This is a genomic window from Microbacterium yannicii PS01, assembly GCF_000304335.1.
Classification (GTDB): domain Bacteria; phylum Actinomycetota; class Actinomycetes; order Actinomycetales; family Microbacteriaceae; genus Microbacterium; species Microbacterium yannicii_A.
On sequence record NZ_CAJF01000003.1, the window covers coordinates 74,796 to 98,826 of the forward strand.

Here is a 24,031-nt window from a genome sequence, read left to right on the forward strand (position 1 = left end):
GGCTTACTTGGAAGCGCCGCCGAAGTTCTTGAAGCGCTGGTTGAACTTCTCGACGCGGCCGGCCGAGTCCATGATGCGCTGCTTGCCCGTGTAGAACGGGTGCGAGGCCGACGAGATCTCGACGTCGATGACGGGGTACTCGACGCCGTCGAGCTCGATCGTCTTGTCGCTGGTCACCGTCGAGCGGGTGAGGAACGTGTCGCCCGAGCCGAGGTCGCGGAAGACGACCGCACGGTAGTCGGGGTGGATGTCAGTCTGCATGGTGGTCCTTTGAAGGTGGTGCGCTGGATTTTGCCAGTGCGGTCAAAGTCTGCGGTGCGAGCGCACCAAGGGTCGATTCTACCAGGCCGAAGCGGTCTCGGAGAATCGGCCCTCCGCGGGCTCAGGAACCCGCGACGGCGCTCGCAGCGCGCGCGGCGTAGCGGCCGTCCTCCTCCGAGAGCCGGATGGGCACCCCGAAGGAGTCGGTGAGGGCCTCGGGCGTGAGCGTCTCGCGGATCGGCCCGGCGGCCACGGCCTGACCCTCCCGCAGCAGCAGCACGTGGGTGAAGCCGACCGGGATCTCCTCGACGTGATGCGTGACCATGATCATCGCGGGCGTGGTCGGCGCCTGGGCGTAGCCGCCGAGCAGCGCGAGAAGCTCTTCCCTGGCCCCCAGGTCGAGGCTCGCGGTGGGCTCGTCGAGAAGGAGGAGCTCGGGGTCGGTCATCACCGCGCGCGCGATCTGGACGCGCTTCTGCTCGCCGTCGCTCAGCGTCCCGAAGGTGCGATCGGCGAGGTGGTCGAGCTTCCACTCCGCGAGCACCCGGAGGGCGCGGCGCTCGTCGATGTCCTCATAGTCCTCGCGCCAGCGGCCGAGCACGGAGTACGCGGCGGTCAGGACGACATTGAGCACGGTCTCCTCGGGCGGCACGCGCCGAGCCATCGCCGAGGAGGCGAAGCCGATGCGCGGGCGCAGCTCGAACACGTCGGTACGGCCCAGCCGCTCGGCCAGGATGGTCACGGTTCCCGACGTCGGGTGGAGCATCGTGTCGGCCATCTGCAGCACGGTCGTCTTGCCCGCGCCGTTGGGTCCGAGGATGACCCAGCGCTCGTCGTCGCGCACGGTCCAGTTCAGGTGATCGACGATGTTCCGGGCGTTTCGGCGGACGACGACGTCGGAGAATTCGAGCACCTGGGGCATGCCGCTAGCCTATCGGGCGGCCGTGGCGACCTCGTCGTACAGCGACGCCGTCTGCTCGGCGATGCGCTGCCAGCTGAAGTCGTTCGCCGCCCGTTCCCGACCTGCCGCGCCGTAGGCACGGGCCTGCTCTGGATCGCTCACCACCTCGGTGAGGATCCGCGCCAGGTCGGCGACATAGCGCTCCGGGTCGGTCGGCGTGCCGGTGCCGTCCTGCACCTGCTCGATGGGCACCAGGCGACCGGTCACCCCGTCGACGACGACCTCGGGGATGCCGCCTGTCGCGGTTCCCACCACGGCCGCCCCGCACGCCATCGCCTCCAGGTTCACGATGCCAAGCGGCTCGTAGACCGAGGGGCACACGAAGGTGGTGGCGGCGCTCAGGATCGTGCAGAGCTCGTGCCGCGAGAGCATCCGGTCGAGCCACACGACACCCTCGCGCGACTGCTGCAGGCCACGGACGAGCTCCTGCACCTCGGCCATGATCTGCGGCGTGTCGGGTGCGCCCGCGCACAGGATCACCTGGACGTCGGCGGGCAGCCGCTCGGCGGCGCGCAGGAAGTAGGGCAGGCCCTTCTGTCGGGTGATGCGGCCGACGAAGACGACGGACGGCCTCGCGGGATCGATGCCGAGCCCGGAGAGGAGCTCCGGGTCTTCGACGGGATGCCATGCCGAGACGTCGATGCCGTTGTAGATCACGCGCACGCGTGCGGGGTCCAGCGCCGGATAGCTGCGGAGGATGTCGGCCCGCATCCCTTCGCTCACCGCCACGACCGCCGCGGCGCTCTCGTACGCGCTCTTCTCGATCCAGCTCGAGACGGCATAGCCGCCGCCGAGCTGCTCGGCCTTCCACGGACGCAGCGGCTCGAGGCTGTGCGCGGTGACGATGTGAGGGATGCCGTGCAGGAGCGACGCGAGATGGCCGGCGAAATTCGCGTACCAGGTGTGGCTGTGCACCACGTCGGCGCCGGCGACATCCGAGACGATCTCGAGGTCGGTCCCGAGCGTCTGGACGGCGGCGTTGGCCGCCGTCAGCTCGGCCGGGACGCCGTAGGCCGTCGTTCCGGGTTCGTCACGGTCGGCGCCGAACGCCCGCACGCGGACGTCGACGAGCGTGCGAAGCGCCTTGACCAGCTCGGCGGCGTGGACCCCCGCACCCCCGTAGACCTCGGGCGGGTACTCCTTCGTGACGATGTCGACGCGCATGGCACGAAACCTAGTACACGCGGCGCACCTGGCAAACCCGCTACCCCGGTCGCACATCGGCGCCCTAGGGTGGTCCCATGCCAGCAGCGCCCAAGGTCTTCGGAATCATCCTCGCCGGCGGGGAGGGCAAGCGGCTGATGCCCCTGACCGCGGATCGCGCCAAGCCCGCGGTGCCGTTCGGAGGGCAGTACCGGCTCATCGACTTCGCGATCTCCAACCTGATCAACTCGGGGCTTCGCCAGATCGTGGTGCTCACGCAGTACAAGTCGCACAGCCTCGATCGCCACATCTCCCAGACCTGGCGGATGTCGGCGCTGCTGGACTCGTACGTCACATCGGTTCCCGCGCAGCAGCGCCTGGGCAAGCGGTGGTTCTCGGGATCGGCCGACGCCATCCTGCAGAGCCTCAACCTCATCAATGACGAGCAGCCCGACATCGTGGTGGTGATCGGTGCCGATCACGTGTACCGGATGGACTTCCGGCAGATGCTGGCAGCTCACATCGAGTCCGGCGCGCGGGCAACGGTCGCCGGCATCCGCCAGCCCATCTCGCTCTCGAACCAGTTCGGCGTCATCGACGTCGACAAGGACGACCCTGTCAAGATCAACGAGTTCCTCGAGAAGCCTCTCGACGCGACAGGTCTGGCGGATGCGCCGGATCAGGTCCTCGCGTCGATGGGCAACTACATCTTCGACGCCAACGCGCTCATCGAGGCCGTCGAGGCCGACGGCGAGCTGCCGACGTCGAACCACGATATGGGCGGCGACATCGTGCCGTACTTCGTCGGCCGCGGCGAGGCCGGGGTCTACGACATGAACCGCAACGACGTCCCCGGCTCGACGGACCGCGACCGGTACTACTGGCGCGACGTCGGAACGATCGACTCGTTCTACGACGCGCACCGCGACCTGATCTCGACCCTGCCGATCTTCAATCTGTACAACATGGACTGGCCGATCCACTCGCAGGCCGTCAACTCGCCGCCCGCCAAGTTCGTGCGCGACTCGGTGGGACGCATCGGCAACGCGATCGACTCGATCGTCTCGCTCGGCTCGGTGCTGTCGGGCACACATCTCGAGCGCAGCGTGGTGGGGCCGTGGACGCTCGCCGGCGGCGGGTCGACGATCACCGACTCGGTGCTCTTCGACCACGTGCACGTGGGCGCAGGTGCCCGCATCCACCGCGCGATCCTCGACAAGAACGTCGTGCTCGAGGAGGGCGCGACGGTGGGCGTCGACCGCGAACGAGACCTCGCGCGGGGCTTCACGGTCACCGACACGGGAATCACCGTGGTGGGCAAGGGCATCCGCGTCGAACGATGACCGGACCGGCGGGGACCGCCCGGCGCTCCCGCTAGCGTGGAGGGATGCCCGCCGCGCCCGTCCGCTTCCTCGTCGTGCTCGACGCCGACTCCACGCTGATCCGCAACGAGGTCATCGAGCTCATCGCTGACGAGGCGGGCCGCGGCCCCGAGGTCGCCGCGGCGACCGAGGCGGCGATGCGCGGCGAGGTCGACTTCGCCACGAGTCTGCGGTCCCGCGTCGAGGTGCTTGCCGGGGTGCCGGTGACGGCTTTCGCCCGGGTCCTCGCACGGATCGAGCCGACGCCCGGCGTGCACGAGCTGATCGACGCCGTCCACGACCGCGGCGGAGCAGTGGGCGTGGTGTCGGGCGGGTTCCACGAGATCCTCGACACGATCGCCCCCCGGCTCGGCGTCGACGTGTGGCGCGCGAACCGCCTGGCCACGGCGGACGAGGCGCTGAGCGGCCTCGTGGACGGAGACATCGTCGACGCCGCGGGCAAGGCGCAGGCTCTGGGCGAGTGGGCCGCCGAGCGCGGCGTCGCGCTGAGCCGCACCATCGCGATCGGGGACGGCGCGAACGACCTCCTGATGATGGCGGCGGCCGGCCTGGGCGTGGCGTTCAACGCCAAGCCCGCGGTCCGCGCCCAGGCCGACGTCGTCGTGGGCCCGGTCGATCTGAGCGAGATCATCCCGCTCCTCCCCTGAGTCCGGCGCGACGCGCATGTCGGAGACGCGGAGTACCGTCGGGGCATGCACATCATCCTCATTCCCGGTCTGTGGCTGGACGCGTCGACGTGGGGCGAGGTCACGCCTGCTCTCGAAGCGGCGGGTCACCGCACTCATCCGCTCACGATGCCAGGGGTCGGCGCTCCCGCGGCCGATTCGAGCCGCATCGGAATCGCCGACTGGGTCGCCGCCGTCGTCGACGAGATCGACGCTCTCGACGGCCCCGTCGCCGTCGTCGGTCACTCGGGTGGCGGCAACGTCGCGTACGGCGCCGCCGATGCTCGGCCCGAGCGCGTGACGCGCGTCGTGTTCCTCGACACCATCCCTCCCACCGACGGCGGCTCGATCTGGGAGTTCCCCGTGGTCGACGGAGTCATCCCGTTCCCGGGATGGGACTCGTTCGAAGAGGCCGAGATCGCCGACCTCGACCCGCAGACGAGAGCGGATGCCGCCGCCCGGGCGATGTCGGTGCCCGAGCGAGTCCCCACCGACCCGCTGCGGCTCACCGACGAGCGGCGGCGGGCCGTGCCCGCCACCATCATCACCAGCACGGTGCCGGCGGACGACATCCGGGAGTACATCGCGAAGGCTCCCGCGTGGGCGGCCGAGCTCGCCGCCATCGAGAATCTCGACATCATCGTCCTGAACGGGCCGGACGAGGCCACCGGCCACTGGCCGCAGTTCTCGAAGCCGGGCGCCGTGGCCGAGGCGATCCTTCAGGCGATCGGCTGAGCCGCGAGTCTTCGCTTCCGCTCAGTGCCCCATGCCCAGGCCGCCGTCGACCGGGATGACGGCGCCTGAGATGTACGCGGCGTCGTCCGAGGCGAGCCAGGCCACGACTCCGGCGACCTCGTCCGCCGTGGCGAAGCGCCCGGCGGGAATGCTCTTCTTGTACTCCGCCTGCGTCTCTTCGGCGAGCTCGGCGGTCATGTCGGTCTCGATGAAGCCCGGCGCGACGACGTTCGCGGTGATCCCGCGCGCCCCGAGCTCGCGCGTGAGCGACCGCGCGAAGCCGACCAGCGCGCTCTTGGAGGCGGAGTAGTTGATCTGTCCTGCGGAGCCGTAGAGGCCGACGACGCTGGAGATGAGGATGACGCGACCCCATCGGGCACGCAGCAGGCCCTTCGACGCGCGCTTGACGACACGGAAGGCGCCGCCGAGATTGGTCGCCACGACGCTGTCGAAGTCGTCCTCGGTCATCCGCAGCAGGAGCGTGTCCTTCGTGATGCCGGCGTTGGCGACGACGATCTCGACCGGACCCAGCTCCTTCTCGACCTGCGAGAATGCGGCGTCCACCGACGCGGCATCCGTCACGTCGGCTCGCACGGTGAGCGTGCCCTCGGGGCCTTCTCCAGACCGGGCGGTGACGGCGACGCGGTACCCCTGCGCCACGAAGCGCTCCGCAATGGCGCGGCCGATGCCGCGGTTTCCGCCGGTGACGAGGACGACGCGATCGCTGGACATTTGAGGCTCCCCGGGAAGTGACGGATCCGCCCCAGCCTACCGGCGCCCCGCGCGCGGGACGGCTCAGATTGACACTGCGCGACGTCCGCTGAAACTCTGGGGGCAGGACTTCGACGAAAGGCGCCCCGTGAGCGACACCACCCCCGAGCCCGGCCGACCCCCGCAGCCTGCTCCCGGCGCGTATCCGCCCCCGCCGGCGCAGGGCGCGTACCCTCCCCGGCACAGGGTTCCTACCCGCCGGCCTACGGCGCTCCCGCCCAGGGTGCGCCGGGACAGGCCTACGGTCAGGCGCCGGGGTACGGCGCTCCCTACGGCGCCGCACCGGCCTACGGCTACGGCGCACAGCCCAAGACGAACGTGCTCGCGATCGTCTCGCTCATCGCCTCGATCGTCGGATTCATCGGCATCCTGCCGATCATCGGCTCGATCGGCGCCGTCATCACGGGCCACATCTCCCTGAACCAGCTCAAGACCAACGGTGAGAACGGGCGCGGCATGGCGCTCGCCGGGACGATCGTCGGCTACGTTGGCCTGGCCTTCTGGATCATCGGTGCCATCGCCCTGTTCTCGTTCATCGCGTGGGCCGCGAGCCAGAGCTCGGGGTACACCTACAGCTCCTGACGGAGACGGCACGGCCCGACCGGCGTACGCTGGAAGGACCGTGAAGAGCTCGAACCGCGCCCCTTCCGCCACGTCGCTGCCCCGGGCACCTCGTGACGAGGCGGGTGCGCGCTCGGCGCGGTATCTCGTGATGATGGGGATCCGCATCCTCTGCTTCATCCTCATGGTCGTCATCACCCCGTACGGGTGGTACACCTGGGTGCTGGGAGCGGCGGCGATCCTGCTGCCCTACCTCGCCGTCGTCTCGGCGAATGTCGGCGAAGAGGCGCGCAGCAATCGCCGCGAAGACCCCGAGCGCGCTCTGCCCGCCGCGCCCAGAGCGACCACCGCCGCACCGCCGGAGCCGCAGGCGCGCGTCATCCGCATCGAGGAATCGCGACCGGTCGAGAGCCGAACGCCTCCTCCCTCCCCCGATCAGCCGGACCGCACCACATGAGCCACGCCCCATCCGAGCCGGCCGCCGACGCGACCTGCTCGCGCGCAGGCTGCCGCGCCGACGCGCGGTGGCGCATCGACTGGCGCAATCCGCGGATCCACAGCTCGGACCGCACGAAGACGTGGGTCGCGTGCGACGAGCATCGCGACTATCTGCGCGACTTCCTGGCCGCGCGCGACTTCCCTGTCGTGGTGGCAGCGCTCGCCGGCACCGAGGCGCCGCGATGAGCGCGCGGCGCGCCGTGAGCATGCAGGACGTGCCACGCGCCGGGCGCTGGGCGATCTACATCGGTCTGGCCGTCGTCTTCGCGATCGCCTGCGCGTTCCTGTCGAACTGGCAGTTCTCCCGGAACGAGGACCGCAGTGCGCAGCTCGAGCTGGTCGAGCAGAACTACGACGCGCCCCCCGTCCCCCTGTCAGAGCTGATCCCGGCGGGTGGCGAGCTCGACGGCTCGGACGAGTGGCGTCCGGTCGAGCTGATCGGCGAATATCTCGACGACGATCAGCTGCTGGCACGGAACCGCCCGCACGGCGGCACGTCCGCGTTCGAGGTGCTCGTGCCGTTCCGTCTCGAGGACGGCCGCGTGATCCTCGTCGATCGCGGGTGGGTTCCGCCGGGTCGGGACCAGCCCGACCCGGACGCCGTTCCGGCACCTCCTTCCGGCGAGGTGACGGTCATCGTGCGGCTGCGCCCCGGCGAACCGCTGCCCGGCTCGGGCCGGTCGGCGCCGGACGGTCAGGTGCCGACGATCCACCTCCCGCTCGTCGCGAAGACCGTGTCCCCCGCCGCCGGCGATGCGATGGAGGTCAGCGCGTACGGCGTGCTGGTCTCGGAAGACCCGGCGCCCGGGTCGGCGCCGAACGCCCTGGAAGCACCCTCCGAGGATCCTGGCCCGCATCTGTCGTACGCCATCCAGTGGATCCTCTTCGCCGTCATGGGCTTCGTCTTCATCGGCTACGTGATCCGCACCGAACGCCGTCACCGGCGGGAAGATGCCGAGGATGACAGCGTCGAGGACCCGCTCGATGCGTCCACGCCGTCCGTCGCGGCATCCCGTCGCAGACGCGATCGCGACGCCGACGACGAGGACGCGATCCTCGACGCGGCGCGCTGAGCAGGACCCGGGCCGCGACGACCGGACGCGAAGCGGATCAGGTCGGGTCGATCACGCGAGGCTGATCAGGTCGGCGTAGTCCCGGCCCCAGATGTCTTCGACGCCGTCGGGCAGGATGAGCACGCGCTCGGGATTGAGCGCCTCGACCGCCCCTTCGTCGTGCGAGACGAGCACGACGGCCCCTTCGTAGTGGGCCAAGGCACCGAGGATCTCTTCGCGCGACGCGGGATCGAGGTTGTTGGTCGGCTCGTCGAGCAGCAGCATGTTGGCACTCGAGACGACGAGCGTCGCCAGCGACAGCCGCGTCTTCTCGCCCCCCGAGAGGACACAGGCCGGCTTCAGCACGTCGTCGCCCGTGAACAGGAACGAGCCGAGCACCTTCCGCGCCTCTGTCGCGGTGATGTCGGGTGCCGCCGACATCATGTTGTCGAGCACGGAACGGCTCACGTCGAGGTTCTCGTGCTCCTGCGCGTAGTACCCGATCTTCAGCCCGTGGCCTGGCTCCAACTGACCGGTGTCGGGCTGGTCGACTCCGGCCAGGATGCGCAGCAGCGTCGTCTTGCCGGCGCCGTTCAACCCGAGGATGACGACCTTCGAGCCGCGGTCGATGGCGAGATCGACGTCGGTGAAGATCTCCAGGGAACCATACGACTTCGACAGGCCGGAGGCCATGAGCGGCGTCTTCCCGCACGGCGCCGGCTTCGGGAAGCGGAGCTTCGCGACCCGCTCCTCCTGGCGCACCTCGTCGAGCCCCGAGAGCATCTTCTCGGCCCGCGCGACCATCTGGTGCGCGGCGGCGGCCTTGGACGCCTTGGCGCCGAAGCGCGCCGCCTGCAGCTGCAGCGCGGTCGCCTTCTTCTCGACGTTGACGCGCTCCTTCTTGCGGCGCTCCTCGTCGGCCACCCGCTGACGCAGGTAGTTCTTCCAGTTCATGTTGTAGACGTCGATGATCTGTCGGTTCGCGTCCAGGTAGAACACGCGGTTCACCGTCTCGCCGACCAGCTCGACATCGTGGCTGATGACGATGAGGCCGCCCTTGTAGCCCTTCAGGAACTCACGCAGCCACACCACGCTGTCGGCATCGAGGTGGTTGGTCGGCTCATCGAGGATCATCGTCGCCGCGTCCGAGAAGAGGATCCGCGCCAGCTCGATGCGACGCCGCTGCCCGCCCGAGAGCGTCTTCAGCGGCTGATCGAGGATGCGGTCCGGCAGCGACAGGTTGTGCGCGATCGAGGCGGCCTCGGCCTCGGCGGCGTAGCCGCCCTGCGCCTCGAAGCGCTCGGTGAGATTCCCGTACTTCCGCATGGCGCGAGCTGCGGCATCCGCGTCATCGCTGGCCATGGCCAGGGATGCCTCGTGCATGCCGAGCGCGAGGGTTCCGAGTCCTCGCGCGTCGAGGATGCGGGTGCGCGCCAGCATCTCGGGGTCACCGGATCGCGGGTCCTGCGGCAGGTAGCCGAGCTCCCCGGAGCGATCGACACGACCCTCGGAGGGAAGAAGGTCGCCGGCGAGCACCTTGGTCAGCGTCGTCTTGCCCGCCCCGTTGCGGCCGACCAGTCCGATCTTGTCACCGTCGGACACGCGGAAGGAGACGTCCGACATGAGCACGCGGGCGCCTACGCGGATCTCGAGGTCGTGCACGGCGAGCACAGCGAATCGTCCGTTCCGTCGAGGGGAGGGTGAGTGGCCGAACGGCCAGCCTCCCAGTATAGGCGGCGGACGAACCGAACGAGCCGCCGCGCGTTTCGCCATGTGGCAGGGCCGATTCGACCCGCCTCCGTCTCGCAGGTAATGTAAGCCTGTCCTTACTTCCTCCCCTTCTTCTCCGGAGATCACCGTGCCTCGTACCCGAACCGCCGCCACGACCGCCCTGGTCGCCATCTCCGCCCTCGCCCTCGCCGGCTGCTCGAGCGCCGGCGCAGCGGACGACGCCGCGGGCGGCGCACCGGCCTCCGGCAGCGAAGGCGGCTTCCCTGTCACCATCGAGCACGCGTTCGGCGAGACGACGATCGAGTCCAAGCCGGAGCGCGTCGCGACGGTGTCGTGGTCGAACCAGGAGGTGCCGATCGCGCTGGGTATCGTGCCGGTCGGGATGGCCGAGGTCACCTGGGGTGACGACGACGGCGACGGCGTCCTCCCGTGGGTCGAGGAGAAGCTCGAGGAGCTGGGCGGCGAGGCTCCGGTGCTCTTCGACGAGACCGATGGCATCGACTTCGAGGCCGTCGCCGACACGCAGCCCGACGTCATCCTCGCCGCGTACTCCGGCCTCACGGAGGAGGAGTACGACACGCTCTCGAAGATCGCGCCCGTCGTGGCGTACCCCGACCTCGCCTGGGGCACCTCGTACGAAGACATGATCCGCCTGAACTCGCAGGCGCTCGGGCTCGCCGAGGAGGGCGAGACGCTGATCGAAGACCTGCAGGCCGAGGTCGACGAGGCGCTCGCCGCGCAGCCCGCCCTCGCCGACGCGACGGTGCTCTTCTCGTACATCGACCCGTCCGACTTCAGCAAGATCGGCTTCTACACGAGCCTCGACACCCGTCCCGGATTCCTCACCAGCCTCGGACTGCCCGAGCCGGCCGTCGTGGTCGAGGAGTCGGAGGGGAACGAGTCGTTCTACGCCGAGCTCAGCGCCGAAGAGGCCGACCGCTTCGCCGATGTCGATGTCTTCGTGACGTACGGGGACGCGAGCGGCTCGATCATCTCGCAGCTGCAGGCCGACCCGCTGCTGTCGCAGATCCCCGCGATCGCCGAGGGCCGCATCGCGATCCTCGAGGAGTCCACTCCCCTCGCCGCCTCGGCGAACCCGTCGCCGCTGTCGATCGGCTGGGGTGTGGACGAGTACTTCGCCGTCCTCGCCGACGCCCTGAACTGATCACCCCCACTCCCCCGTCACGAGGTCGGAACCGTTGACCCTCCTGCAGACGCAGACGCCCCTGCCGGACGCCGCAGCCCTGCGGCGTCCGGCGGTGGTGCGTCTGGCATGGTTCGGCGTCGGGCTGGCCGTGCTTGCGGCACTGTGCGTGGCGTCCGTCGCCTTCGGCGCGCGTGACGTGGCTCTTGAGGACGTGCTCGCCGGGCTCGCGGGCGGCACCGACGACGTCTCGCAGGCCGCGGTGGTCGCGCGGCTGCCGCGCACCGTGCTGGCACTCCTCGTCGGAGCCTCGCTCGCGATGGCGGGAACCGCGATGCAGGCGGTCACGCGCAACCCACTGGCGGACCCCGGCATCCTCGGGATCTCGGGCGGGGCGGCCCTCGCGGTCGTCATCGGCATCGCCTTCTTCGGCATGTCCACCCCGTACGCGTTCATCGCGGTCGCCGTCGCCGGCGCTGCAGGTGCCGCGGTCTTCGTCTACGGCGTCGGATCGTTGGGACGCGGTGGCGCCACCCCTCTCAAGCTCGCGCTCGCCGGCGCGGCGTCCACCGCCGCCTTCATGTCGCTCGTCAGCGCGATCCTGCTTCCCCGCGTCGACATCGCCGAGTCCTTCCGGTTCTGGCAGATCGGCGGTGTGGGCGGTGCGACCTGGGATCGGATCACCGTGGTCGCTCCGGTGCTGGCCATCGGGGCGCTCGTCTGCCTGCTCTGCGCGAGAGGTATGAACTCGCTCGCCCTCGGCGACGACGTCGCCGCGGGACTCGGCGAGCATGTGTTCCGCACGCGGCTCGTCGCCTTCGCCGGGGCCGTCATCCTCGCCGGTGCGGCAACGGCCATCGCCGGGCCGATCGCCTTCGTCGGGCTGATCGTCCCGCACATGTGCCGTCTTCTGGTGGGAACCGACCACCGGTGGCTGCTGCCGTTCTCCGCGGTGGTCGGGGCTGCGCTGCTGGTCATGGCCGATATCATCGGCCGCGTCATCGCCCGGCCGTCCGAGATCGAAGTGGGGATCATCACGGCCCTCGTCGGGGCGCCGTTCTTCATCTGGATCGTGCGTCGTCAGAAGGTGCGGGAGCTGTGAGCACGCCGACTCTCGAAGCCGCCCGCTCCCTGCCGGCCGATGTGCGCATCGCCGCCGTCGTGGCCGGGCGCAAGCGGCGCGGCAGGCGCCGGTGGCTCGTCACCGCCCTCCTCGCCGCGATGATCGTCGTCGTCTTCGTGGCGTCGCTGATGGTGGGCAAGTCGTTCTACGGGCTCGACGAGGTGATCCGGGTGGTGCTCGGCGAGACCGTGCCCGGGGCGTCGTTCACCGTCGGCGAGCTTCGGCTGCCGCGCGCCTCGCTCGCGGTCCTGGCCGGGTTCGCCTTCGGGATCGCCGGCGTCACCTTCCAGACCATGCTGCGCAATCCGCTCGCCTCTCCCGACATCATCGGGATCACCTCGGGCGCGAGCGCGGCGGCCGTCTTCGGCATCGTGACGCTGTCGCTGAGTGAGACGCTCGTCTCGCTCATGGCCGTCGCGGGTGCCCTCCTGACCGCCGTGGCGATCTATCTGCTCTCCAACAAGGGCGGCTTCGCCGGCACCCGGCTGATCCTCATCGGAATCGGCGTCGCCGCCATGCTCGACGCCGCCGTGACCTACATCCTCTCGGACGCCGCGGTGTGGGATCTGCAGGCCGCCATGCGCTGGCTGGCGGGAAGCCTCAACGGCGCGACCTGGTCCCTCACCCTGCCCCTCGCGCTGGCGAGCATCGTGCTGATCCCGCTCCTGCTCTCGCAGGGACGCGGCCTGGATGTCATGCGCATCGGCGACGATGCGGCGGCGAGCCTCGGCGTGCGGCTGAGCGCCACCCGGGTCACCGCGATCGTGGCCGCCGTCGCGCTGCTGGCGTTCGCCACCGCTGCGACCGGTCCGATCGCCTTCGTCGCGTTCATGGCCGGCCCGATCGCCGCGCGCATCGTCGGACCCGGATCCTCGCTCCTGGTCCCCTCCGGGCTCGTGGGGGCCCTTCTCGTGCTGGTGGCCGACCTCCTCGGCCAGTTCGCATTCGACAGCCGCTACCCCGTGGGCGTGGTCACGGGTGTGCTCGGCGCCCCGTACCTCATCTACCTCCTCATCAGGACGAACCGCTCCGGAGGCTCGCTATGACCGCATCCCACAGCCTCACCGCCGACGCGCTGACCCTCGCCTACGGCGACCGCGTCATCGTCGACGATCTCCAGCTGCAGGTCCCGCCCGGGAAGATCACGGCGATCGTGGGCGCGAACGGCTGCGGCAAGTCGACCCTGCTGCGCGCCCTCGCGCGTCTCATCTCCCCCAACGCAGGCCAGGTGGTGCTCGACGGCAAGGCGCTGCACGCCCGTCCGTCGAAGGAGATCGCCCGCACCCTCGGCCTGCTGCCGCAGAGTCCGATCGCTCCGGAGGGCATCGCCGTCGCCGACCTCGTGGGCCGAGGACGCCATCCCCACCAGAAGCTCCTCGCCCGCTGGAGCGCCCGCGACTACGAGGTGGTCGCTCAGTCCCTCGCCGTCACCGGCACCGACGACCTCGCAGAGAGGCCCGTCGACGAGCTGTCGGGCGGTCAGCGTCAGCGGGTGTGGATCGCGATGGCACTCGCGCAGGAGACCGACATCCTGCTCCTCGACGAGCCGACGACCTTCCTCGACGTCGCGCACCAGGTCGAGGTGCTCGACCTGCTCACAGACCTCAACCGGGATCGCGGCACGACCATCGTCATGGTCCTGCACGACATGAATCTGGCGGCGCGATACGCCGACCACCTCTTCGCGCTCCGGACGGGCCGGATCGTCGCGAGCGGCGCGCCGAACGAGGTCATGACGAGCGAGCTGATCCGCGAGGTGTTCGACCTCGACGCGCTCGTCGTCCCCGACCCGGTGTCGGGATCCCCCATCGTCCTTCCCCGCGGCCGCCACCATGTCTCGCCCGGAGGGGCCCGGATGGCGACCGTGACCACAACGACAGGATCAGAGTTCGCCGATGGCCGCTGACACCAACCGCTTCTTCCGTGTGCGCGTGACGGCGATCACGGACCTCACGCCCAGCTTCCGCCGGTTCACGTTCGCCGGCGACGATCTCGCGCACTACGGCGATCCCGGCTTCGACCAGCGGATCAAGATCGTCTTCCCGACACGGGCAGTGCCGCTGGCCGCCATGCCGACCGGCGACGACTGGTACACGGCCTGGCGCGCTCTGCCCGAGGCCGAGCGGCCGCCCTTCCGCACCTACACCACGCGCTACGTCCGCAACGACGTGAACGAGGTGGACGTCGACATGGTCTCGCACGACGTGCTCGGCCCGGCATCCGACTGGATCGCGCGCGCCGCGATCGGCGACGAGGTGCTGATCTTCGCGCCGACGACGGCGCACACCGGCGTCAGCTACGGGATCGACTTCGTGCCGCCCGCCCGGGTCGACAGCATCCTCCTCGCCGGCGACGAGACGGCCGCTCCGGCGATCGCCGCGATCCTCGAGCAGCTGCCGGCAGAGGCCACCGGTGTCGTGGCCCTCGAGGTGCCGCACGCGGACGACATCGCGTACCTGCCCCACCACCCGGGCTTCGAGTACCGGGTCGGCGCTCGCGATGCCGCCGGTCGGCACTCCCACCTCATCGCGTCGGTCACCGAGGCCGCCGCTGCACTGGCCCCTGCCGGCCGCGGAGCCGACGTCGAAGAGGTCGACATCGACCACGACATCCTGTGGGAGGTGCCGCGGACGGCCAAGGGCGGCGCTGCGCTCAAGAGCGCGCGCCTCTACGCGTGGCTCGCGGGCGAGGCGGGCGCGATCAAGTCCCTGCGCCGGCACCTCGTGGCCGAGCGGGGCGTCGACCGCCGCGCCGTTGCCTTCATGGGGTACTGGCGGGTCGGTCGCGCAGAGAACTGACGCCGGGCTCACCCGGCCTGCTCATCCGCAGGCCGGGGACGAGCGCCGCGAGGGCGAGCAGCCCGGCGATGGCGAACACGGCCGGGAATCCGGCATCCGTTCCCGCCAGCGCGGTGAACACGAGCCCGAGCACGGCGATCGCCGACGCAGCGCCGACGGAATCCGAGATCGACAGCGCGGACGAGTTGAACCCCTGGTTCTGCGGTGTGGAGTACGCCAGCGTGAGCACGGTCAGACGGGGATACATCAGCCCCATGCCGGCGCCTGCGAGCGACCAGCCACCGATGAGCACGGCGGGATGCAGCTGCCAGATCGCGGTCAGCGCGGCGATCACGAGCGAGGTCACCAGCAGCGCGGTGCCGATGAGGGTGATGCGCGCATTGCCGAGCCTGTCGCCGAAGCGCCCCTGCACGTCGGCGGCCGCGGCCCACGCGAGCGCCGCGGCGGTCAGGCCGAGCCCTGCCCAGGTCGGGGAGAAGCCGTAGTCGTCGATCAGAAGGTACGGCACGTAGATCTCGGCGCCGAACAGCGCTCCGGCGATCAGCCCACGCATCAGCACCACGCTCGGAAGACCGCGGGCGGCCACGAGCGTGCCGCGGGGCAGCAGCGGCCGGGATGCGAGGGCGATGACGACGACGGATGCCGCGACCGCCGCCCACGACCACGCACCGATCTCGCCGGCAAGGCTCAGCCCCAGCGCACCGACCGCCACCGCGATCGCGCACAGCAGGCGCGGCCAGACGCGGTCGGTGGCCGGCGTATCGGTCCTCAGCGGCTGGCCGTGCAGTCGCGCCACCACGAGCGCGAACGCGATGACCGTGAGGCCGGCGACCCCGAGGAACACCCACCGCCAGTGCAGGAACTCGGTGACAGCGCCGGCGAGGAAAGGACCGATGAGCGAGGGCACGACCCAGGCAGCCGAGAAGGCGGCGAACACTCGCCCGTGCAGCGCGGCCGGGTACACCCGCGCGACCACCACGTACAGCGCGACCGTCTGGCCGCCGGTCCCCAGCCCCTGCACGAGGCGGCCGACGACCAGGAGCGGCATCGTCGGCGCGAGCCCCGCGACGAGCAGGCCGATGACGAACAGCACGACCGCGGTCGTCAGCGGGGCGAGCACACCCCCGCGGTCGCACCACGAGCCCACGGCCACCATTCCGATGACGCTTGTGGCCAGGGTTCCTGCGAACGCGACGGCATAGAGCCGGTCGCCGTCGAGATCGGCGCTCACGACGGGCATCACGGTGGTCACCGCGAGGGACTGCATCGCCGCCAGGAAGATGAGCGCGACCGCGCCCACCGTCACCCAGACGTATCGCGACTGCCAGATGCCGACGGAATCAGTGCGATCCGGCGCCGTCGAGGTCATCCCTCCAGGCTAACGGCCGCCGAATGCACGGAGCGCGACCGCTTTCCGTTTCCTCCCGGCCGAGACGCCGCTAGCGCGCGAGCGCGCCGATGCGCTCGACGGCCTCGCGCAGCAGCTCGGGCGAGCAGCCGAAGTTGATGCGGACGTGCCCGGCGCCCTCAGCGCCGAAGAGCGGGCCGAGGTGCAGCGCGACTCTGGCGTCGCGCAGGATCTTGACGGCCGGGTTGTCGCCCCAGCCGAGGTCGGACAGGTCCACCCACGCGAGGAATCCGGCATCCGGAATCCGGTAACGCGCGGCCGGGACGTGCTCGGCGAGCAGGTCGGCCAGCAGCGCACGGTTCTCATGGAGCGCGACGAGCTGGGCGTCGAGCCACTCATCGCTCTCGGGCGAGAACGCGGCGACGGCGGCGATCGCGCCGAACAGGCCGGTACGCCACTCCACCTCGTCGGGCAGCGCGCGCAGCACCGAGCTGGTGGCGTCGTCAGCCGTGACCATCAGGGCGCATTTGAGCCCCGCGAGGTTGAACGCCTTGCTGGCGCTGGCCACCGTGTATCCGACGCGCGCGGCGACCGGCGAGGCATCGAGGAACGGCGTGAACCGCGCACCGGCTGCGCCGAGGCCGTCGGGAGCCGTGGGTGCGGTCAGCGGTGCGTGGATCTCATCGCTGATGACGACGGCGCCGAAACCGGCCGCGATGTCGGCGAGGGCGGCGAGGCTCTCCCGCGTGTGCACCGTCCCGGTCGGATTGTGCGGGTTGCAGAGCAGGATGGCGCGCGCACCCGCCGCGAAGGCCGCCTCGATGCCGAGCAGATCCAGCTCCCACGCGGTGCCCGTGTCGAGGAGGGGCACTCGCTCGACCGCGGCACCGGCCTCGGGAATGCACTCGTAGAACGGCGGGTACACCGGCGGCGTCACGATGACGCGGTCGCCGGGCTCGGTGACATGCCGCAGGATCTCGACGACGCCCATCATCACATCGCACGTCGTGCGCACCCGCGCGGGGTCGACCTGCCAGCCGAAGCGGCGCTGCGCGAAACCGGCGTACGCGGCCGCGATGCCGGCATCGGGCGGCGTGTAGCCGGTGTCGCCGAGCTCCACCGCGCGGTGCAGCGCGGCGGTGATGGCCGGCGCCGGCGCGAAATCGGTCTCGGCGACGAACAGCGGCAGCACGTCATCCGGATAGCGCCGCCACTTGGTGCTGGACCTCTGGCGCAGCTGGTCGATCGGCAGTGTCTGAAGGGGGGCGACGCTCACCTTTCGACCCTATCCAGGGCCGCCCGCAGGCTCCCGCTGTGCGTCATTGTGTGAAGCGCAGCGCCTCAGATCGCGAAGCCCAGCGCCCGCATCATGTCGCGCCCGTCGTCCGTGATGCGCTCGGGGCCCCACGGCGGCATCCACACCCAGTTGATGCGGAACCGGTCGACGACCTCGTCCAGCGCCTGCGCGGTCTGCTCCTCGAGCACGTCGGTCAGCGGGCACCCCGCCGACGTCAGCGTCATGTGGATGACCAGCGCGTCGTTCTCGTCGTCCCACGCGAGGTCGTAGATGAGGCCGAGGTCGACGACGTTGATCCCCAGCTCGGGGTCCATGACGTCCTTGAGAGCCTCGGTGACCTCGTCGTACTTCTCGGGCGTGAGGGTTGCGGTCATGTAACGATCCTACGCTTCGGTGGCGACGGGAGCCTCGGCGGGCTCCTCCTCGCCGGCCGGCAGATAGCGGTCGTAGCCCTCATCCTCCAGGCGATCGGCGAGCTCCGGTCCGCCCTCCTCCACGATGCGGCCGCCCACGATCACGTGCACGAAGTCGGGGTGGATGTAGCGGAGGATGCGCGTGTAGTGGGTGATCAGGAGGACGCCGAGGTCGTTGTCTGACTTGGCGCGGTTGACACCCTCCGACACGATCTTGAGTGCGTCGACGTCGAGACCCGAGTCGGTCTCGTCGAGCACTGCGATCTGCGGCTTGAGCAGCTCGAGCTGGAGGATCTCGTGCCGCTTCTTCTCGCCGCCGGAGAAGCCCTCGTTGACGTTGCGCTGAGCGAACTTCGGGTCCATCCGCAGGGCCTTCATCGAGGACTTGACGTCCTTGGTCCAGGTGCGGATCGAGGGCGCCTCGCCCTCGATGGCCGTTTTCGCCGTACGCAGGAAGTTGGTGACGGTCACGCCGGGGATCTCGACGGGGTACTGCATCGCGAGGAACAGGCCGGCACGCGCGCGCTCGTCGACCGACATCGCCAGGACGTCCTCGCCGTCGAGCGAGATCGACCCGCTGGTGACGTTGTACTTGGGGTGACCGGCGATCGTGTACGCCAGCGTGGACTTGCCGGAGCCGTTGGGGCCCATGATGGCGTGGGTCTCACCGGTGCGGATCGTGAGGGTCACACCGTTGAGGATGGGCGTGGTGCCGGCATCCGTCTCGACCGTCACGTGGAGGTCGCGGATCTCGAGGACAGACATCTTCAATACCTTCTTCAGTTCGCTTCGAGCTTGACGGTCGGGTCGATGAGCACATCGTCGCCGTCGATCGTGACCGCGAACACCGGGACCGGCTCGTACGCGGGGAGGTTGAGGGGCTTGCCGGTGCGCAGCGAGAACGCCGAGCCGTGGGCCCAGCACTCCAGCGTGTCGCCGTCGACGAAGCCCTCGGCGAGCGAGATGTCGCCGTGGGTGCAGGTGTCGCCGATCGCGTGCACGTCGCCGTTGCCGTCGAGCACGACGGCCATCGCGACGCCGTCGATCTCGACGCGGCGGGCCTCGTCCTGAACGAGCTCGCTGAGGGCGCACGCGCGCTGAGCGGTCATCGGGCGACCTCCCGGGCGAGCTCCTCCTCGATGGCGGCGAACAGCTCCGCCTCGAGGTCGGGGACGTTGATCTTCTGGACGATCTCGGCGAGGAAGCCCAGCACGACCAGGCGCCGCGCCTCGTCCTCGGGGATGCCGCGAGCCTGCAGATAGAACAGCTGCTCGTCGTCGAACCGGCCGGTGGCGCTGGCGTGGCCCGCACCGCGGATATCGCCGGTCTCGATCTCGAGGTTGGGGATCGAGTCGGCGCGGGCACCCTCGGTCAGCACCAGGTTGCGGTTCGCCTCGTACGAGTCGGTGGCCACGGCGTCCGGTCCGATGAGGACGTCGCCGATCCACACGCTGCGCGCGCCCTCGCCCTGCAGAGCGCCCTTGTACAGGACGTCGCCGCGGGTCTCAGCGCCCTTGTGGTGCAGGTACACCTGGCTCTCGAGGTGCTGGCCGGCGTCGGAGTAGCTGAGGCCGAAGAGGTCGGCGCTCGAGCCGGTGCCGGCGAGCTCGACGCTCGGGTTCACGCGGACGACCCCGCCGCCGAAGCTGACGACGATGTGGCGCAGGTTGCCGTCGCGCTCGACGCGAGCCTGGTGCGACGCCGTGTGCACCGCGTCGTCGTCCCAGCGCTGCACGGTGACGAGCTCGAGCTGGGCGCCCTCGCGCACGATGATCTCGACGTTCTGCGCGAGCTGGGCGGATCCCACGTGACGCAGCACGACGGTGGAGCGGCTGTGGCGGGATGCCTCGACCACGATGTGGGCGTGGGCGAGAAGGTCGGCGCCGCCGCCGACGGCCTCGATCACGATCGGCTCGTCGTACTCGGCCTCCACCGGCACCAGGATGTGCAGCGCCTGCGTCGACCGGCTCCAGGCGAGAGCCGCGGGACGATCCTCCGGCTGGAAGACCTCGCCGCGCGGCGCGGCGCCGATCGCCAGTCCGGTGGCCGCGACGGGGCCGCTCACCGTGAGCGACACGGCTCCTTCGTCGCCGGCAGCGTCGGTGAAGAGCCGGGTCAGACGCGCGACGGGCGTGTGCTTCCAGTTGACCTCGCGCCCGGTGGGGACCTCGAAGGTGGAGGGATCGAAGGAACGGTGTCGTTCGTCGCGGGTCTGCACGGGCACGAAGGCGCCCGCACCGTCGGTGTGGCCCTTCGCGCCGGGAATGGTGGCGGGGGCCTGAGTAGCGGAGCTCACTAGCCGACGGATCCTTCCATGCCCATCTCGATGAGCTTGTTGAGTTCGAGCGCGTACTCCATGGGCAGCTCTCGGGCGATCGGCTCGATGAAGCCGCGCACGATCATCGCCATGGCCTCGTCCTCCGGAAGTCCACGGCTCATGAGGTAGAACAGCTGCTCCTCGCTGACCTTCGACACGGTCGCCTCATGGCCGAGCTGCACGTCGTCCACGCGGATGTCGATCGCGGGATAGGTGTCCGAGCGCGAGATCGTGTCGACCAGCAGCGCGTCACAGCGGACGGTGTTCGCCGAGTGGTGCGCATTGGCGTCCACGCGGACCTCGCCGCGGTAGCCGGCGCGTCCACCGCCGCGTGCGATCGACTTCGAGACGATCGACGACTGGGTGTACGGCGCCATGTGGATCATCTTGGCGCCGGCATCCTGGTGCTGGCCGGGGCCGGCGAACGCCACGGACAGGGTCTCGCCCTTGGCGTGCTCGCCCATCAGGAAGATCGACGGGTACTTCATCGTGACCTTCGAGCCGATGTTGCCGTCGATCCACTCCATCGTCGCGCCCTCGTGGGCGACGGCGCGCTTGGTGACCAGGTTGTAGACGTTGTTCGACCAGTTCTGGATCGTCGTGTACCGAACGCGCGCGTTCTTCTTGACGATGATCTCCACCACGGCCGAGTGCAGCGAGTCGCTCTTGTAGATCGGGGCGGTGCAGCCCTCGATGTAGTGCACGTACGAGCCCTCGTCGGCGATGATGAGCGTCCGCTCGAACTGGCCCATGTTCTCGGTGTTGATCCGGAAGTAGGCCTGCAGCGGGATCTCGACGTGGACGCCCGGGGGCACGTAGACGAACGAGCCGCCCGACCAGACCGCCGTGTTCAGCGCGGCGAACTTGTTGTCGCCGGCGGGGATCACGGTGCCGAAGTACTCCTCGAAGAACTCGGGGTGCTCGCGCAGCGCGGTGTCGGTGTCCATGAAGATGACACCCTGCGCCTCGAGCTGCTCGTTGATCTGGTGGTAGACCACCTCGGACTCGTACTGGGCGGCGACTCCCGCCACGAGGCGCTGGCGCTCCGCCTCCGGGATGCCGAGCTTCTCGTACGTGCTGCGGATCTCCTCGGGGAGCTCCTCCCACGAGCCGGCCTGCTTCTCGGTCGAGCGCACGAAGTACTTGATGTTGTCGAAGTCGATCTCGCTGAGATCGGCGCCCCACGTGGGCATGGGCTTGCGGCCGAACAGCTGATAGCCCTTGAGGCGGGTCTTCAGCATCCATTCGGGTTCGTTCTTGAGCGCCGAGATTCCGGCCACGACCTTCTCGTTGATCCCGCGCTGCGCGACAGCGCCGGCGGCATCGGTGTCGTGCCACCCGAACTCGTAGGTGCCCAGGCCATCCAGCTCTGGGCGATCGATCAGCACATCAGACATCGTCTCGTTCTCCTCCGGTCCCTGCGGTGTCATCCGCCCCGGCATCCCGCTCCTCTGGTGGAGATACCGGAGGAGGATGCCGCTTCCTGGGCCCTCTCAGTGGCGCCGGCCATCGCGCCTAGACTGTCAGTGGTGCGCTGCGCACCATCCACATGGCTGGGTGCGCGCGCGACCGACCCCTCGATTCTACAGGCTCCACCCTGCCCCGGACGCGTTGTGTCCTGTCGGCGGAGGCCGCGACGCAACCGCGCGCGACCGAGTGGAGCAGCCCAGGAGGCGACGACCAGCATGTCCACGGACCAGGCGACCCGATCGACCGAGGCACCAGCGCGCGGCGTGTGGCAGCGCATGTGGACCTGGCTGCCCGACCGCGTCGACCGTCGTGTCGTCATCGCTGCCTGGGCGACCCTCGTCGTGCAAATCGGGATCGTCGGCACCGGCGGTCTGGTGCGCCTCACCGGCTCCGGGCTCGGCTGCCCCACGTGGCCGCAGTGCACGGCGGGCTCACTGGTGCCCACCGACGAGATGGGCATCCACGGCGTCATCGAATTCGGCAACCGCCTCCTGACCTTCGTGCTGGTGGTGGTGGCGATCGTGACGTTCCTCTTCGTGGTGCGCATGAGGCACGCGCGCCGCGACCTGTTCTGGCTGAGCCTCGCGATCGGCCTGTACGTTCCGCTGCAGGCGATCATCGGCGGCATCACCGTGCTGACGAACCTCAATCCGTACGTCGTCGGTCTGCACTACTTCGCTTCCGTCGTCCTCGTCGCCCTCGCGGCCGTGCTGGTCGCGCGCGTGTACGCCGTGCCGGGTCCGCGGAGCCTCGCGGTGCCGCGCTGGTACGCCGCGACGACGCACGCGACCAGCTTCCTCGTCCTCGTCACCGTGATCGTCGGGATTCTCGTGACCGGATCTGGCCCGCACGCCGGCGACGGCGGCGCGGCACGCAACGGCCTCAATCCCGAGTTCATGCAGCACGTCCACTCGTGGCCGGCCTACATCACCCTCGCGCTCACGCTCGTCCTCGTCGTCGGCGCCTCGCGCACTCCCCCGACGCTCCGGCTGCGCCTGTGGACCGGGCTCCTCCTGGCGGTCGAGATCGCGCAGACCGGGGTCGGCCTGTGGCAGGCGCGCGCCGGCCTTCCCATCTGGCTCGTGAACATCCATATGGTGCTGGCCGTGATGCTGGTCGCGGCGATGACGGCGGTCGTCATGAACCTCAAGAGGCCGGTCGCGGCTGCCGCCTGACGTCAGGACCGTCCGGGTGGCGCACACAGACGATCCATAGGGATCGCATCGCTGCCGCACGGGGTGACTTGCGAGGGTGGGATGCCGCGGCCACCCGGGCCGCGCGAAGAGGAGTGATCCCCCTATGCCCACCCGACCCCGTCTCGTCCGCAGCATCCCGTTCTGGGTGCTGCTCATCGTCTCCCTCGCGACCGCCGCCGCCGGCGCCTACATCTTGAGCGACCGACTGGGCGCGATGACGACGACCCTCACCGCGGGTACGGCGACCACCGTCGACGTCTACGTCGGCCAGTCCGTGGCCGTCGCCGGTGCGATCGTGCTCGGTGCCGGCATCGTCGGCGTGCTGCTCGCCCTCACGATCGCCGCGCTGTCGACCCTGCGGCCCCGGGCCGCCGTCGAGGCGGCCGAGGCCGTTCCGGCGATCGACGCCGACCCGGGTGACGAAGACGGCGATATCGCCGATGCGGGCCGCCACGGCTACGAGCGCGGCTTGGGCTACACCGAGGCGGTCGAGACGGTCCCCGCTGCGGCAGCGAACGCCGACACGGACGCCGACGCGCCGGTCCCCACCCGCTGACATCACCCCCGCGACGAGACACCACGCGTCCGCGTGGTGTCTCGTCGCGTGTACGGTGTCCGCGGCGTCGCGGGGTGGCTTCAGCCGCAGCCGGGCCCGCCCGGGTCCTCGGCGCACGTGCCGTCGACCAGAGCGGTGCGCACCTCGACGACCTCCACCGGGTAGGCGCCCGACGCCGCGGTCACGACCCCGTCGACGTGAATCCACCCGGTGCCGAAATCGACCGCGGCCGCATACTCGACCGCCACCGACGCACGGTAGGTGCCGCGCTCGCCGTACACGTGCGCGGTGCTGGTCGGCGAGAACTGCACGGTTCCCACCTGCGCCCAGGTCGCTCCCCCGCTCGCGCTGCGGGCCGACGCGCCGTCGCCGTAGGAGAAGACGAAAGCCGTCGGGGTGAAGCGCACCGTGACGGGGTAGCCGAGCAGCACCCCGGGAATCTCCTGCTCGGATGCCGCCGCCACGAAGTTCGTCGGCATCCCGACCACGCCGAATCCGGCCGGCTCCCCCGTCAGCTCGGGCGTGACCGGACGGAACGACTGCAGGTCGGCGAGAGTCACGGCCGGAAGGCCGGGATCGGTCGGTTCGGCGGGAAGGTCCGGCCGGAGG

27 protein-coding genes are annotated in these 24,031 nt (G+C 70.1%); 14 read left to right on the forward strand and 13 right to left on the reverse strand.

Annotation, left to right across the window (positions count from 1 at the left end; genetic code table 11):
• Positions 1–3: 3 nt before the first annotated feature.
• The 3 genes from WYM_RS02585 to glgA form a co-directional block, all read right to left on the reverse strand.
• The gene (locus WYM_RS02585; protein WP_019179263.1) at positions 4–261 is read right to left on the reverse strand and encodes a type B 50S ribosomal protein L31; all 258 of its coding nucleotides are present in this window, start codon (positions 259–261) and stop codon (positions 4–6) included.
• Positions 262–382: 121 nt separating this feature from the next.
• Positions 383–1,183 (reverse strand): ABC transporter ATP-binding protein, encoded by an 801-nt coding sequence (locus WYM_RS02590; RefSeq protein ID WP_019179264.1) that lies wholly within the window; start codon positions 1,181–1,183, stop codon positions 383–385.
• Positions 1,184–1,192: 9 nt separating this feature from the next.
• Complete coding sequence (gene glgA, locus WYM_RS02595) at positions 1,193–2,386, reverse strand: glycogen synthase (RefSeq protein ID WP_019179265.1); 1,194 nt, start codon at positions 2,384–2,386, stop codon at positions 1,193–1,195.
• 77 nt (positions 2,387–2,463) lie between these two features.
• Between glgA and WYM_RS02600 the strand changes: the two genes are divergently transcribed.
• Genes WYM_RS02600 through WYM_RS02610 form a run of 3 tightly spaced genes read left to right on the forward strand, consistent with a single transcriptional unit; the run spans position 2,464 to position 5,147 of the window.
• On the forward strand, positions 2,464–3,708 hold the full coding sequence (locus WYM_RS02600) for a glucose-1-phosphate adenylyltransferase (RefSeq protein ID WP_019179266.1): 1,245 nt from the start codon (positions 2,464–2,466) through the stop codon (positions 3,706–3,708).
• Between the two features lie 44 nt (positions 3,709–3,752).
• Positions 3,753–4,394, forward strand: a complete 642-nt coding sequence (gene serB / locus WYM_RS02605; RefSeq protein ID WP_019179267.1) for a phosphoserine phosphatase SerB — start codon at positions 3,753–3,755, stop codon at positions 4,392–4,394.
• 45 nt (positions 4,395–4,439) lie between these two features.
• Positions 4,440–5,147, forward strand: coding sequence for an alpha/beta fold hydrolase (locus WYM_RS02610; protein ID WP_019179268.1), 708 nt, complete (start codon positions 4,440–4,442; stop codon positions 5,145–5,147).
• Positions 5,148–5,168: 21 nt separating this feature from the next.
• Here WYM_RS02610 and WYM_RS02615 read toward each other — a convergent pair whose 3' ends face one another.
• Complete coding sequence (locus tag WYM_RS02615) at positions 5,169–5,879, reverse strand: beta-ketoacyl-ACP reductase (RefSeq protein ID WP_019179269.1); 711 nt, start codon at positions 5,877–5,879, stop codon at positions 5,169–5,171.
• A 357-nt stretch (positions 5,880–6,236) separates the two neighbouring features.
• Here WYM_RS02615 and WYM_RS22130 point away from each other — a divergent pair, with 357 nt between their 5' ends.
• The 4 genes from WYM_RS22130 to WYM_RS02635 are packed head-to-tail and all read left to right on the forward strand — an operon-like array spanning position 6,237 to position 8,050.
• Positions 6,237–6,500 (forward strand): DUF4190 domain-containing protein, encoded by a 264-nt coding sequence (locus tag WYM_RS22130; RefSeq protein ID WP_019179270.1) that lies wholly within the window; start codon positions 6,237–6,239, stop codon positions 6,498–6,500.
• A 40-nt stretch (positions 6,501–6,540) separates the two neighbouring features.
• On the forward strand, positions 6,541–6,936 hold the full coding sequence (locus WYM_RS02625; protein ID WP_019179271.1) for a DUF3099 domain-containing protein: 396 nt from the start codon (positions 6,541–6,543) through the stop codon (positions 6,934–6,936).
• Positions 6,933–7,163, forward strand: coding sequence for a hypothetical protein (locus WYM_RS02630; RefSeq protein ID WP_019179272.1), 231 nt, complete (start codon positions 6,933–6,935; stop codon positions 7,161–7,163). The genes WYM_RS02625 and WYM_RS02630 overlap by 4 nt, the downstream gene beginning before the upstream one ends.
• Positions 7,160–8,050, forward strand: a complete 891-nt coding sequence (locus WYM_RS02635) for an SURF1 family protein (RefSeq protein WP_019179273.1) — start codon at positions 7,160–7,162, stop codon at positions 8,048–8,050. Before WYM_RS02630 ends, WYM_RS02635 begins: the two co-directional genes overlap by 4 nt.
• A 51-nt stretch (positions 8,051–8,101) precedes the next feature.
• Here the strand turns inward: WYM_RS02635 and WYM_RS02640 are convergent, their stop codons facing one another.
• Entirely contained in the window at positions 8,102–9,700 is a 1,599-nt protein-coding gene (locus WYM_RS02640; RefSeq protein WP_019179274.1) for an ABC-F family ATP-binding cassette domain-containing protein, read from the reverse strand.
• Positions 9,701–9,887: 187 nt separating this feature from the next.
• Here WYM_RS02640 and WYM_RS02645 point away from each other — a divergent pair, with 187 nt between their 5' ends.
• From WYM_RS02645 to WYM_RS02665, 5 genes are read left to right on the forward strand one after another with little or no spacing between them, the layout of a single operon-like run.
• Positions 9,888–10,925, forward strand: coding sequence for an iron-siderophore ABC transporter substrate-binding protein (locus WYM_RS02645; protein ID WP_019179275.1), 1,038 nt, complete (start codon positions 9,888–9,890; stop codon positions 10,923–10,925).
• Positions 10,926–10,959: 34 nt separating this feature from the next.
• Positions 10,960–12,006, forward strand: coding sequence for an iron ABC transporter permease (locus WYM_RS02650; protein ID WP_019179276.1), 1,047 nt, complete (start codon positions 10,960–10,962; stop codon positions 12,004–12,006).
• On the forward strand, positions 12,003–13,073 hold the full coding sequence (locus WYM_RS02655; RefSeq protein WP_019179277.1) for a FecCD family ABC transporter permease: 1,071 nt from the start codon (positions 12,003–12,005) through the stop codon (positions 13,071–13,073). Before WYM_RS02650 ends, WYM_RS02655 begins: the two co-directional genes overlap by 4 nt.
• On the forward strand, positions 13,070–13,933 hold the full coding sequence (locus WYM_RS02660) for an ABC transporter ATP-binding protein (protein WP_019179278.1): 864 nt from the start codon (positions 13,070–13,072) through the stop codon (positions 13,931–13,933). The genes WYM_RS02655 and WYM_RS02660 overlap by 4 nt, the downstream gene beginning before the upstream one ends.
• The gene (locus WYM_RS02665) at positions 13,923–14,825 is read left to right on the forward strand and encodes a siderophore-interacting protein (RefSeq protein ID WP_019179279.1); all 903 of its coding nucleotides are present in this window, start codon (positions 13,923–13,925) and stop codon (positions 14,823–14,825) included. The genes WYM_RS02660 and WYM_RS02665 overlap by 11 nt, the downstream gene beginning before the upstream one ends.
• Here WYM_RS02665 and WYM_RS02670 read toward each other — a convergent pair.
• From WYM_RS02670 to sufB, 7 genes are all read right to left on the reverse strand, one after another.
• On the reverse strand, positions 14,788–16,194 hold the full coding sequence (locus WYM_RS02670; RefSeq protein ID WP_019179280.1) for an MFS transporter: 1,407 nt from the start codon (positions 16,192–16,194) through the stop codon (positions 14,788–14,790). The genes WYM_RS02665 and WYM_RS02670 overlap by 38 nt on opposite strands.
• A 70-nt stretch (positions 16,195–16,264) precedes the next feature.
• Entirely contained in the window at positions 16,265–17,449 is a 1,185-nt protein-coding gene (locus tag WYM_RS02675) for a MalY/PatB family protein (protein ID WP_019179281.1), read from the reverse strand.
• A 65-nt stretch (positions 17,450–17,514) separates the two neighbouring features.
• Positions 17,515–17,844 (reverse strand): metal-sulfur cluster assembly factor, encoded by a 330-nt coding sequence (locus WYM_RS02680; protein ID WP_019179282.1) that lies wholly within the window; start codon positions 17,842–17,844, stop codon positions 17,515–17,517.
• Between the two features lie 9 nt (positions 17,845–17,853).
• A complete protein-coding gene (sufC, locus tag WYM_RS02685) occupies positions 17,854–18,648 on the reverse strand; it encodes a Fe-S cluster assembly ATPase SufC (RefSeq protein WP_019179283.1) in 795 nt (264 codons plus the stop codon).
• A 14-nt stretch (positions 18,649–18,662) separates the two neighbouring features.
• Positions 18,663–18,992, reverse strand: coding sequence for a non-heme iron oxygenase ferredoxin subunit (locus WYM_RS02690; protein WP_019179284.1), 330 nt, complete (start codon positions 18,990–18,992; stop codon positions 18,663–18,665).
• Positions 18,989–20,179: a Fe-S cluster assembly protein SufD gene (gene sufD / locus WYM_RS02695; RefSeq protein ID WP_019179285.1), complete on the reverse strand. Its 1,191-nt coding sequence runs from the start codon at positions 20,177–20,179 to the stop codon at positions 18,989–18,991. The genes WYM_RS02690 and sufD overlap by 4 nt, the downstream gene beginning before the upstream one ends.
• Entirely contained in the window at positions 20,179–21,597 is a 1,419-nt protein-coding gene (gene sufB / locus WYM_RS02700) for a Fe-S cluster assembly protein SufB (protein ID WP_026059490.1), read from the reverse strand. The genes sufD and sufB overlap by 1 nt, the downstream gene beginning before the upstream one ends.
• A gap of 288 nt (positions 21,598–21,885) precedes the next feature.
• Between sufB and WYM_RS02705 the strand changes: the two genes are divergently transcribed.
• Positions 21,886–22,845, forward strand: coding sequence for a COX15/CtaA family protein (locus tag WYM_RS02705; RefSeq protein WP_019179287.1), 960 nt, complete (start codon positions 21,886–21,888; stop codon positions 22,843–22,845).
• Positions 22,846–22,969: 124 nt separating this feature from the next.
• Entirely contained in the window at positions 22,970–23,422 is a 453-nt protein-coding gene (locus WYM_RS19020; protein ID WP_019179288.1) for a hypothetical protein, read from the forward strand.
• Positions 23,423–23,502: 80 nt separating this feature from the next.
• Here the strand turns inward: WYM_RS19020 and WYM_RS20955 are convergent, their stop codons facing one another.
• A complete protein-coding gene (locus WYM_RS20955; protein ID WP_019179289.1) occupies positions 23,503–23,982 on the reverse strand; it encodes a hypothetical protein in 480 nt (159 codons plus the stop codon).
• Positions 23,983–24,031: the final 49 nt, after the last annotated feature.

Excerpts from the sequence above, each read along its gene's own strand:
- glgA (WP_019179265.1), bottom strand. The coding sequence starts at position 2,386 with ATGCGCGTCGACATCGTCACGAAGGAGTACCCGCCCGAGGTCTACGGG.
- WYM_RS02590 (WP_019179264.1), bottom strand. The coding sequence starts at position 1,183 with ATGCCCCAGGTGCTCGAATTCTCCGACGTCGTCGTCCGCCGAAACGCC.
- WYM_RS19020 (WP_019179288.1), top strand. The coding sequence starts at position 22,970 with ATGCCCACCCGACCCCGTCTCGTCCGCAGCATCCCGTTCTGGGTGCTG.
- WYM_RS02690 (WP_019179284.1), bottom strand. The coding sequence starts at position 18,992 with ATGACCGCTCAGCGCGCGTGCGCCCTCAGCGAGCTCGTTCAGGACGAG.
- WYM_RS02680 (WP_019179282.1), bottom strand. The coding sequence starts at position 17,844 with ATGACCGCAACCCTCACGCCCGAGAAGTACGACGAGGTCACCGAGGCT.
- serB (WP_019179267.1), top strand. The coding sequence starts at position 3,753 with ATGCCCGCCGCGCCCGTCCGCTTCCTCGTCGTGCTCGACGCCGACTCC.
- WYM_RS02585 (WP_019179263.1), bottom strand. The coding sequence starts at position 261 with ATGCAGACTGACATCCACCCCGACTACCGTGCGGTCGTCTTCCGCGAC.
- WYM_RS02635 (WP_019179273.1), top strand. The coding sequence starts at position 7,160 with ATGAGCGCGCGGCGCGCCGTGAGCATGCAGGACGTGCCACGCGCCGGG.
- WYM_RS02610 (WP_019179268.1), top strand. The coding sequence starts at position 4,440 with ATGCACATCATCCTCATTCCCGGTCTGTGGCTGGACGCGTCGACGTGG.
- WYM_RS02630 (WP_019179272.1), top strand. The coding sequence starts at position 6,933 with ATGAGCCACGCCCCATCCGAGCCGGCCGCCGACGCGACCTGCTCGCGC.
- WYM_RS02665 (WP_019179279.1), top strand. The coding sequence starts at position 13,923 with ATGGCCGCTGACACCAACCGCTTCTTCCGTGTGCGCGTGACGGCGATC.
- WYM_RS02615 (WP_019179269.1), bottom strand. The coding sequence starts at position 5,879 with ATGTCCAGCGATCGCGTCGTCCTCGTCACCGGCGGAAACCGCGGCATC.
- WYM_RS02660 (WP_019179278.1), top strand. The coding sequence starts at position 13,070 with ATGACCGCATCCCACAGCCTCACCGCCGACGCGCTGACCCTCGCCTAC.
- WYM_RS02705 (WP_019179287.1), top strand. The coding sequence starts at position 21,886 with ATGTCCACGGACCAGGCGACCCGATCGACCGAGGCACCAGCGCGCGGC.
- sufB (WP_026059490.1), bottom strand. The coding sequence starts at position 21,597 with ATGTCTGATGTGCTGATCGATCGCCCAGAGCTGGATGGCCTGGGCACC.
- WYM_RS02600 (WP_019179266.1), top strand. The coding sequence starts at position 2,464 with ATGCCAGCAGCGCCCAAGGTCTTCGGAATCATCCTCGCCGGCGGGGAG.
- sufC (WP_019179283.1), bottom strand. The coding sequence starts at position 18,648 with ATGTCTGTCCTCGAGATCCGCGACCTCCACGTGACGGTCGAGACGGAT.
- WYM_RS02670 (WP_019179280.1), bottom strand. The coding sequence starts at position 16,194 with ATGACCTCGACGGCGCCGGATCGCACTGATTCCGTCGGCATCTGGCAG.